Annotated in this window: 11 protein-coding genes; 6 read left to right on the top strand and 5 right to left on the bottom strand. The window is 70.4% G+C overall.

The window, feature by feature from the left end:
• Positions 1 to 23: 23 nt before the first annotated feature.
• The 3 genes from AUL35_RS10505 (at position 24) to AUL35_RS10515 (ending at position 2,657) form a co-directional block, all read left to right on the top strand.
• On the top strand, positions 24 to 1,004 hold the full coding sequence (locus AUL35_RS10505) for an ABC transporter permease (RefSeq protein WP_062014587.1): 981 nt from the start codon (positions 24 to 26) through the stop codon (positions 1,002 to 1,004).
• Positions 1,005 to 1,027: 23 nt separating this feature from the next.
• Positions 1,028 to 2,035, top strand: coding sequence for a zinc-binding alcohol dehydrogenase family protein (locus AUL35_RS10510; RefSeq protein ID WP_062014605.1), 1,008 nt, complete (start codon positions 1,028 to 1,030; stop codon positions 2,033 to 2,035).
• Between the two features lie 247 nt (positions 2,036 to 2,282).
• Positions 2,283 to 2,657: a response regulator gene (locus tag AUL35_RS10515; RefSeq protein ID WP_082666254.1), complete on the top strand. Its 375-nt coding sequence runs from the start codon at positions 2,283 to 2,285 to the stop codon at positions 2,655 to 2,657.
• A gap of 16 nt (positions 2,658 to 2,673) precedes the next feature.
• Here the strand turns inward: AUL35_RS10515 and AUL35_RS10520 are convergent, their stop codons facing one another.
• Complete coding sequence (locus AUL35_RS10520; protein ID WP_062014589.1) at positions 2,674 to 4,347, bottom strand: AMP-binding protein; 1,674 nt, start codon at positions 4,345 to 4,347, stop codon at positions 2,674 to 2,676.
• A gap of 153 nt (positions 4,348 to 4,500) precedes the next feature.
• Between AUL35_RS10520 and AUL35_RS22085 the strand changes: the two genes are divergently transcribed.
• A complete protein-coding gene (locus AUL35_RS22085) occupies positions 4,501 to 4,875 on the top strand; it encodes a hypothetical protein (protein ID WP_156417932.1) in 375 nt (124 codons plus the stop codon).
• A gap of 429 nt (positions 4,876 to 5,304) precedes the next feature.
• Here AUL35_RS22085 and AUL35_RS10530 read toward each other — a convergent pair whose 3' ends face one another.
• Entirely contained in the window at positions 5,305 to 5,622 is a 318-nt protein-coding gene (locus AUL35_RS10530) for a type II toxin-antitoxin system RelE/ParE family toxin (protein WP_062014606.1), read from the bottom strand.
• Between the two features lie 191 nt (positions 5,623 to 5,813).
• On the opposite strand from AUL35_RS10530, the gene AUL35_RS10535 reads away from it, so the two are divergent.
• The gene (locus tag AUL35_RS10535; RefSeq protein WP_062014591.1) at positions 5,814 to 6,899 is read left to right on the top strand and encodes an NAD(P)-dependent alcohol dehydrogenase; all 1,086 of its coding nucleotides are present in this window, start codon (positions 5,814 to 5,816) and stop codon (positions 6,897 to 6,899) included.
• A gap of 24 nt (positions 6,900 to 6,923) precedes the next feature.
• On the opposite strand, the gene AUL35_RS10540 is transcribed toward AUL35_RS10535, so the two are convergent.
• From AUL35_RS10540 to AUL35_RS10550, 3 genes are all read right to left on the bottom strand, one after another.
• Entirely contained in the window at positions 6,924 to 7,646 is a 723-nt protein-coding gene (locus AUL35_RS10540) for a phosphatase PAP2 family protein (RefSeq protein WP_082666251.1), read from the bottom strand.
• A gap of 87 nt (positions 7,647 to 7,733) precedes the next feature.
• Positions 7,734 to 8,156 (bottom strand): DUF305 domain-containing protein, encoded by a 423-nt coding sequence (locus AUL35_RS10545; protein ID WP_062014592.1) that lies wholly within the window; start codon positions 8,154 to 8,156, stop codon positions 7,734 to 7,736.
• Positions 8,157 to 8,232: 76 nt separating this feature from the next.
• A complete protein-coding gene (locus AUL35_RS10550; protein WP_062014593.1) occupies positions 8,233 to 8,583 on the bottom strand; it encodes a hypothetical protein in 351 nt (116 codons plus the stop codon).
• A 104-nt stretch (positions 8,584 to 8,687) separates the two neighbouring features.
• On the opposite strand from AUL35_RS10550, the gene AUL35_RS10555 reads away from it, so the two are divergent.
• Positions 8,688 to 9,353: a sulfite oxidase-like oxidoreductase gene (locus AUL35_RS10555; protein ID WP_062014594.1), complete on the top strand. Its 666-nt coding sequence runs from the start codon at positions 8,688 to 8,690 to the stop codon at positions 9,351 to 9,353.
• The last annotated feature ends 126 nt before the right edge of the window (positions 9,354 to 9,479 follow it).

Consider the following 9,479-nt stretch of genomic DNA (forward strand, 5'->3'; position numbering starts at 1 on the left):
TTCGAGCGACCCCCGAGGCGTCCATGACCGTTCAGACCTCCCCCGCCGCGCCCGAAGCCGCCGCCGCGCCGCGGCGCAACTTCGGCTTCCTCTTCGCGCTGACGCTGCTCGGCCTCCTGGTCGCGCTCTGGGTCTTCCTGAGCTTCGCGACGCCGACCTTCGCCACCGCCAACAACATCGCCAACCTCCTGCGCCAGGGCTCGATGATCGCGATCCTGGCGATCGGCCAGACCTTCGTCATCATCACCTCGGGCATCGACCTGTCGGTGGGCGCGATCGTCGGCTTCTCCACCACCGTGATCGCCTACCTTCTGCAGGCGGGCGTACCGGTCTGGGCGGCGGTGCTCTTGACCCTCGTGATGGGCCTCCTGATCGGGATGTTCCACGGCTTCGGCATCGTGCGCATGGGCCTGCCGCCCTTCATCATCACGCTGGCGACGCTGACGGCGCTGCGCGGCATCGGCCTCGTGATCACCAACGGCTCCACGATCTCGATCACGGACGCGGGCTTCAACGCCTTCTCGCGCGAAAGCTTCCTCGGCATCCCCAACCTCTTCTGGATGGTGATCCTGGTCGCGGTGCCGGCCTACGTCTTCCTCCACATGAGCCGGTTCGGGCGCTACCTCTTCGCGGTCGGCTCCAACCCCGAGGCCGCGCGCCTGTCGGGCGTGAACGTGCCGCGCATGATCTACATGGCCTATTCGCTCTCGGCGGTCTTCGCCGCCTTCGTGGGCGTGCTTCTCGCCGCGCGCATCGGGGTGGGCAACGCCACGCAGGCGGAAGGCTGGGAACTCCAGGCCATCGCCTCGTCGGTGATCGGCGGCACCTCGCTCTTCGGCGCGGTCGGCTCGATCCAGGGCCCGCTGATCGGCGCCTTCATCCTCGCGACCATCAACAACGGCGCCAACCTTCTCAACGTCAACTCCTTCTGGCAGCGCATCATCACCGGCGGTCTGATCATCGTGATCGTCTACTTCGACCAGCTGCGCCGGCGTCGGCAGTAGGAGCGGGCAAGATGGGGAACACGATGCGGGCGCTGGTCTGCGCCGAGCCGGGCAAGCTGGCGCTGGGCGAACGGGAGCGGCCGGGCGCGGCGCGCGAGGGCTGGGCGCTGGTGGACGTCGCCCATGTCGGGATCTGCGGCACGGACTACCACATCTTCGAGGGCAAGCACCCGTTCCTCCAGTATCCCCGGGTGATGGGCCACGAGGTCTCGGGCCGTGTCGCCAGGAGCGCCCGCCTGCCCGAGGGCACGCCGGTCGTGATCAACCCCTATGTCAGCTGCGGGACCTGCGCGGCCTGCCGCAAGGGGCGCTTCAACTGCTGCATGCGCATCGAGGTCCTGGGCGTCCACCGCGACGGCGCCCTGTGCGAGCGCATCGAGGTCCCGGAGGGCAACCTCATTCCTGCCGGCGATCTCCCCTTGCGCGACGCGGCGATGGTGGAGTTCCTGGCCATCGGCGCCCACGCCGTGCGCCGTTCGCAGACGAGCGAGGGCCGCGCGCTGGTCGTGGGCGCCGGGCCGATCGGCCTCGGCACCGCGCTCTTCGCCAAGCTCGCCGGGCTGGAGGTCGCGATCATGGACCCGCTCCAGGAGCGGCTCGACTTCGCGACCGAGGCCCTGGGGCTGCCCGAGGCGGTGGTCGCCGACGCGCGGCGCGCGGAGCGCGTGCGCGAGATGACGGCGGGCGACGGGTTCGAGGTCGTGTTCGACGCGACCGGCCACCCGGCTTCCATGCAGGCGGGCTTCGCCGATGTCGGGCACGGTGGCTCGCTGGTTCTCGTCAGCGTCGTGACGGGCGACATCACCTTTTCCGACCCGGAATTCCACAAGCGCGAGATGCGGCTGGTCGGCAGCCGCAACGCGCTCGCGGCCGACTTCGAGCACGTGATGACGTCGATCCGCGCGGGGCGCGTCCCGACCGACCGGCTGGCGACGCACGGAACGACGCTGGCCGAGGCCGCCGATCGCATCCCGCACTGGGCGCACGACAAGAAGGGGCTGGTGAAGGCGATCGTCGAGGTGGCCACCTGAAGAAGCGGGTTCGCGTCCTGTGACCGATCCGCAACGCCGACGACGCCCTCCCCTCCTCCACCCTCGCCTCGTGTGCCGGCCGCCCCAAATCCCCCAACGGCAGATCGCAACGGTTCCGTGGGGATAACGGGCGCCGTGGCGACCGGCCTCGTTGCGTCGCAGCGAAACGGGAGCCAAATAGTCTCCCGTGCGTTGTGTAGGCAGGAATGAAAGTGGCGTGGCAGGACGGGTCGGAGTCTCGGTTATGATGTCGCAGTCTTCGAGCCTTCGGGGTAAGCGGGTTCTCGTCGTCGAGGACGAGTTTCTGGTCGCGCTCGATATCGAGGCCGAACTCGAGGACTGCGGTGCCAGCGTCGTCTGCGCCAGCACGCTTGCCCAGGCCCGCGCCGAGGCCGAGAACGATGCCTTCGACGCCGTCGTCCTCGACCTCAACCTGCACGGTGAGCCGTCCTATCCGGTGGCCGACCTCCTCCACGAGCGCCGCGTTCCCTTTCTCTTCCATACCGGTCAGGGCGAGAAGGCGCTTCTGACGCGGCGCTACCCCGGCGTCACGGTGTGCAGCAAACCCTGCGACGGCCGCTCGCTCGCCAGCAGCCTCGGCCGCGTCATGGGCATGATCTGAGGCGGAGAACCGGCCTTCAGGCCCGATTGGCCGCCGGCTCTTCGAAGCGGCCGAGTTCGCTGTCGCTCCCTTCGGCGCGCAGGTCGCGTCGGCGGATCTTGCCCGAGAGCGTCTTGGGCAGCGCCTCCACGAAGATGATGCGCCGGATCCGCTGGTAGGGCGAAAGACGCCCCTTCAGGTGCTTGAACAGAAGCTCGGCGGTGGCCGCATCAGCCGTGCGGTCCGCCTCGAGAAGGACGAAGGCCTGCGGTACGGCAAGGCGCAAGGCGTCCGCCATCGGCACCACGGCCGCCTCGCGCACCGCCGGATGGGCCACCAGCGCGCTTTCGAGCTCGAAGGGGCTGACGCGGTAGTCCGACGACTTGAAGACATCGTCGACGCGCCCGACGAAGGTAAGCGTTCCGTCCGCGTTGCGGCGCGCGACGTCGCCCGTCCGGTAGATCCCCTCCCCCGACACCGCGGCGCTCGGCGTCAGTCCGGCCGGGCGGCCCGCCTCCAGCCGGAGAGCGATCTCGCCCTCCGCCGCCTCCCGCCCTTCAGCGTCGAGAAGAACGATGGGATAACCGGGGAGCGGGCGCCCCATCGAGCCGAGTTCCCCCACCGCACCCGGCACGTGCCCCACCATGGCCGTCGTCTCGGTCTGGCCGTAGCCGTCGCGCACGCGCAGGTCCCAGGACCGGGCCACCGCCCCGATCACCGACGCGTTGAGCGGCTCGCCCGACGACACGGCCTCGCGCAGGCAACCGGGGCGCGCGCCGAGGCCATGGCCGACGAGGTGGCGCCAGACGGTCGGCGGCGCGCAGAAGGTCGTCACCGCCATCTCGTCCAGCGCGCGCAGGAGCGGCGCGGGCTCGAACCGGTCCTGTTCGAGCACGGCCACCGTCGCGCCCGCGCTCCAGGGCGCGAACATCGAGCTCCAGGCGTGCTTGGCCCAGCCGGGCGAGGACACGTTGAGATGCGTGTCGCCGGGCCGAAGGCCCAGCCAGTGCATCGTGGACAGCGACCCGACGGGATAGGATCGATGGGTGTGGAGCACGAGCTTGGGCAGCGCCGTCGTGCCCGAGGTGAAGTAGAGAAGAAGCGGGTCGTCGGGCGCGGTCTGCCCGCAGGGCCGGAAGCTCGGGTCGTGCGCGTCGGCCTCCGCAAGGCCGCGCCAGCCGGGCGGCGGCTCGCTTTCGGGCGTGAGCCGCAGGCCCTCGAAGCGGGCGGCGTCGAGGATGCCGGCGAGCGCGCCCCGCGCGACGACGCACCGCGCCACCCCACGCGTCAGGCGGTCGCGCAGTTCGTGCGGGGCAAGAAGCGGACTGGCGGGCAGCACCGTGACCCCCGCCTTGAAGCAGGCGAGCTGGACGGCCCAGAGCGCCGGCTCGTTCCGCAGCATGACGAGCAGCCGGTCTCCGCGCGTAAGGCCGAGCCGCGCGAGAAGGTTCGCGATGCGCGAAGAGCGGCTGGCGAGCTCGCGAAAGCTCAACGAGGTTTCCCGCCCACCGCGCGCCGCCTCGCGAATGCGCAGCGCCGGCCGATCCCCCGTGGCCGAGTCGTTCGCCAGTACGCCGTCGAACCAGTCGAGCGCCCAGTTGAAGGGCACGGGCGCCGGCCATCGGAAGCGCCGCCGCTTCTCGGACGGCGACAGCTGCGGGTCGAGAAGGAGGTCGCGCATCGCCCGGAAAGCATCGGCGCCCGGGCTCATGCGCGGCTCCCGGAGGCGTGATGCGGATCCTTCGACAAGGCTGGAACCATTTGCGGCGAAACCATGTTGAGGGCGTCGAGAATGCTTGTCCGGCCCGACGCGGGACGCGGCGGGCAGGCTTCAAAGATCGTCCCGTCACCTGGAGTTTGCATCATGAAGCGTACCATGCTCGCCCTCGCCGCCGCCACGCTCCTGTCGGGCGCGGCCTTCGCCCAGGACACGTCCGAGAAGAACACCAACCCGGTTCCCGGCTCCGAGGCGGGCGAGACCTCGGTCATTCCTCCGGCCGCTCCGGTTCCGGGCGCGATGGCCCCGGCCGCGACCTCGCAGCCCGAGCAGACCTCGAACCCGGTTCCAGGCACAGAGCAGGGCAAGGAGTCGGCCATGCCCGCCGGCGCCGCGAGCACGGTCGTGACCGGCAAGAACGCGCCCGCGACCGGTTCGCCGACGCAGGAGACCTCGAATCCTGTTCCCGGCACCTCGACGGGCGACGGCAACATCACCTCGCCGGCCGCCCCGGCCAAGTAAGCGTCGATCGCACCGCGCAAGCGGAGGGGGCGCTGGCCAAGGCCAGCGCCTTTTTTCGTTATCGAGTCACCTTGCGTGAGCCGCTCGCCGAGGCGGTGGACCGACGATCGTGCCGCACGACGGATGCGCCCTCCGGCACCGGTCGGGACATGGATCGGTGCGTGGTTGAAGCGTCACGCAGGACCATACGTCCGGCTGTCCAACGCGAGAAGCGCCGTCCATCCCCGACCAGTGGCAGACGGTCGTTGTCGATGACAGGGATCGATGACGGCAGATCAAGCGCTGTCGGGATGATCCTGCCGGTTCAGCCTGGACGCGCCGTTCCAGGCAATCATTCGTGCGCTCACACATGTTGACCGCCCGCCCGCCTTACCGGTCAGCAGGCAGGCGGACGGGCGTAGAGACGACACCGCGCACAAGCTGCGCCGATCAGGCGCCGGCATGATGCTCCGCGTTGCGCTTTCGCGTGGCGGCCGCCTTCTTGGCGGAGGCGGAGCGCTCGGCCGCCGTGCGCGAGGCGGAGGCCTTGCCGCCCCGCTCGCCGCCCTTCTTCGAGGAGGCATGGCTGGTGGCGTGGCCGCGGCCCGAGCCGCTCTTGTTGCCGCCGCCGTCTTCCTTAATCACGGTCGCCCAGGCCCGGCGCTCGGCCTCCGCTTCCGGCACACCGCGCGATTCGTAGCTTTCGGCGATGTGGTCCGCCTTGCGCTCCTGCTTGTCCGTGTATTTCGACTTGTCGCCGCGGGGCATGGCGCCCTCCATCCGTCGTTTCGTCGCATCGAAAACGAGAGAGCTCCAGAGCCGGTTCCCGCATTCCCTTTCCCACGCACGATGAGAATGGGTGGCCGCATCGCGACCTTCCCGGCTGCGCCCTTGACGCGGGCGCGCGAAAGCGGTGGAGCGTTGGCGAACCGCCATCCCATCAGGAGCAGGGCCCCGCCATGACATCGATCGAAGAGCTCAAGCGTTCCACGACGGCCACGGGCCGGGCCCTCGTCCTGGAGGAGAAGGACCGGCTGGCGCTGCGCGACTTCGTGCTGGACGAGCCGCTCGGGCCCCACGACGTTCGCATCGCCATCCACACGGTCGGCATCTGCGGCTCGGACGTCCACTATTTCACGCACGGCGCCATCGGCTCCTTCGTGGTCAAGGAGCCGATGATTCTCGGCCACGAGGCGAGCGGCATCGTGACCGAGACGGGCGCGGCCGTCACGACGCTGAAGGCCGGCGACCGGGTGTGCATGGAACCCGGCATCCCGGACCCGAACGGGCGCGCGACGCGCCTCGGGCTCTACAACCTCGACCCCGCCGTCCGCTTCTGGGCAACGCCGCCGATCCACGGCGTCCTGCGCTCCTCGGTGGTCCACCCGGAGGCGTTCACCTACAAGCTGCCCGATACGGTGAGCTTCGCGCAGGCCGCGATGGTGGAGCCGCTCGCGGTCGGCGTCCATGCGGCGACCAAGGCGAAGGGCCAGCCGGGCCATGTCGCGGTGGTGATCGGCGCGGGTCCGATCGGCCTCGTGACCGTGCTCGCGGCGCTGGCGGCGGGCGCCGCGCACGTGATCGTCTCCGACATCGACGACACCAAGCTGGAGATCGCAAGGAAGCTCGGCTCGGTGACGGCGGTCAACGTCGGGCGCGAGGATCTCGGCGAGGCCGTTCGCCGCGAGACGGCGGGCTGGGGCGCCGACGTGATCTACGAATGCGCCGGCTCCGAGCGCGCGATCGAGAACATCTTCGATCCGCTCTGCCCGGGCGGCACGGTGGTCTTCGTCGGCATGCCCATGAAGAAGCCGAGCTACGATCTCGTCGGCGCCATGGTGAAGGAAGCGCGCGTCGAGCACGTGTTCCGTTACGCGCACGTCTTCCCGCGCTGCATCGCCATGCTGGCGTCGGGTGCGATCGACCTGTCGCCGCTGATCACCCGCACCTTCGCCTTCGAGGAGAGCGTCGAGGCCTTCAAGCTCGCCGCCCAGGCCCCCAAGGGCGAGGTGAAGATGCAGATCCGCATGCCCATTGAGGCCTGAGGACGAGAGCCGAAGGGGGCGGCGTCAGCTCGAGGGCTCGACGTCGCCCCGGTGCTGCAGCCATCGCGCAACCGTCCAGCACAGAAGCGCCCAGGCCGCGCCCGCGCACCAGCCGGCGAGAACGTCGGTCGGATAATGGACGCCGAGGAAGATGCGGCTCGTGCCGATCAGGAGCGTCAGCGCGATCGCGACGCCCATCAGGTAGATGCGCGTCGTCAGCGCGGCCTGCGTGCGCGACAGGAGCGCGCCGAGCGTGAGGTAGGTCGCGGCCGAGAGCATGGCGTGGCCGCTCGGGAAGCTCAGCGTGTGGACGTCCACCAGATGCGACACGACGTCGGGCCGGGGCCGGTCGAAGCCGAGCTTCAGGACGCTCGAGACCAGGATCGCGCCCAGCACCGAGACGAGCACGAGAAACGCCGAGGACCATTTGCGCAGGAGCGCGAGATAGGCCGCGACCGTGACCGTGATCAGCGTCAGGACGGTCATGCCGCCGAGCGCGGTGATGTCGCGAAAGGCGAGTTCCACCCAGCGGGGACCGATCGGATCGGCCGGGTCCCCCGCCTTGCGGAACCAGAGAAGGATCGCGTCGTCGAAGGCGTGCGTGTCGCCCTCGCGCACCTCGCCCGCGATGGCGAGAAAGGCGCCCACCGCGCCCGAGACGAGAAGCAGCACGACGAGACCGCGAATCTCGAGGCGCTCTGCGATCGAGCGCCAGATCGGGCGGGAGCGCCCCGGCACGGTGGACATGGATGGATCAGCTTTCGACAGGAGCGACACGAAGCCAGCTAGGAACCGGGCCGCCCCCGGCGAGGGGACGGCCCTGTCGGCCCCCGCTTATTTCGGGGCGTGCTCGCGCAGCCAGCCTTCGAGAAGCGCGATCTCGCGCTCCTGCGAGGCGACCACATCCTCGGACAGCTTGACGAGAACGGGGTCGCGCTCGCCGCTGGCGAGATAGGCGCGGGCCATCTCCACCGCGCTCTGGTGGTGCGGAATCATCATGCGGGCGTAGTCGACGCCGGCTTGGCCCGTCATGGGCATGGAGGCCATGGTCTCGTCCATGCGGCGCATGGCGTCCATGTAGGCCGCCGACGGGGAGCCGGCGGCCGGGGCCGTGGCGGCATGGCCGGAATGGGCCGGATCCCGCGCGGGCATGGTATGGCCGGAATGGTCCTGCGCGAGCGCGGGCGCGCTCGCCAGAAGAAGCGCCGCGCAGAGAAGCGCGGGTCCGCGCGCGCGGACGATGGAACGATCAAACATAGGACAGTCCTTGAAAAGGGCGCGCACCGCCGGTTGGGCGGGCGGTCCCATAGAAACGGGTGTGACGATCAGGGCGCTACGCCGCTCGCGGCGGAGGAAGCGGCAGGCGCGGCGTGAATTCGCGAAGCCCGTCGTCGACGGGCCGTGCGAAGCGGAAACCGGCGGAGAGCGGCGCTCCCGGATCGAGGGCGACGAGCGGAACGGCGGGCGCGCAATGGAAGGCGCAGCACTGGTCCGCATGACGAGGGCCGGGACGGGGCTCGTCGTGTCCGGCGCAGTCGGCCACGGCCGCCATCCGAGCCACCGGATGGGTCTTCCCGGGGGCCGCGCTCACCGGAGGCGCGAGCGCCAGAACGGCCAGAAGCAGAAGCAGGGCGCGTAGCCACCGCCCCTTCCCCGCCGTTCGCTTCGTCTTGCGCAATCCCATGGCGCCGCAGATCGGCCGCGCGGTCGGGTTTTCAAGGAGGCGTCGCGCTTGAGCCCGCGCGGCCGGCCTCCTACCTTGGCGCCGCCGACCCGAGGAGACCCGCGATGAACGACGACGCGACGCCCACGCCCGACGATTCCAAGCTGACGCGCACCAAGGAGAACTGGGCGCGCGAGGGCCGCTTCCTGACGGGGCGGACCGCAAGGCCGCAATCCGAGCGCCTGCCGCCCGGCCAGCATCTGGTGACGAACTGGCCGGTGCTCGACCTCGGGCTGACGCCGGGCGTTCCGACCGAGCGCTGGCGCCTCGACATCAAGGGCGCGGTGGAACGGCCGCAAAGCTGGGACTTCGCCGCCTTCCGCGCGCAGCCCCAGACGAGCGAGACCACCGACATCCACTGCGTGACCACGTGGTCGCGCTACGACAACCGCTGGGAGGGGCTGTCGACGCGCGACCTCCTGGCGATCGTGCAGCCGCGCGAGGACGCGGCCTTCGTCGTGCTCTCGTCCTACGACGGCTACACGACCAACCTCGCGCTGGAGGACTTCGCGGCCGAGGACGCGATCGTCGCCCACTCCTGGGAGGGCGCTCCGCTGACGCGCGAGCACGGCGGGCCGATCCGCCTCGTCGTGCCCCACCTCTATTTCTGGAAGAGCGCCAAGTGGCTGCGCGAGATCGAGTTCCGCACGCGCGACCAGCCCGGCTTCTGGGAGGTCCGGGGCTACCACAATCGCGGCGACCCCTTCGCCGAGGAGCGCTACTCGGACTGATCCGCGCCGTCGGCCGGCGCCCCGAGCGTCGGCATGCCGAAGCCGCCGGGCATGCCGGCAGGGGCCGCGGGCGCGGCCGGCACGAGCGCCACGGGCGCGGCGGGAGCGACCGGCGCAGCGGCCACC

It is taken from the genome of Aureimonas sp. AU4, from assembly GCF_001463765.1.
Taxonomy (GTDB): domain Bacteria; phylum Pseudomonadota; class Alphaproteobacteria; order Rhizobiales; family Rhizobiaceae; genus Aureimonas.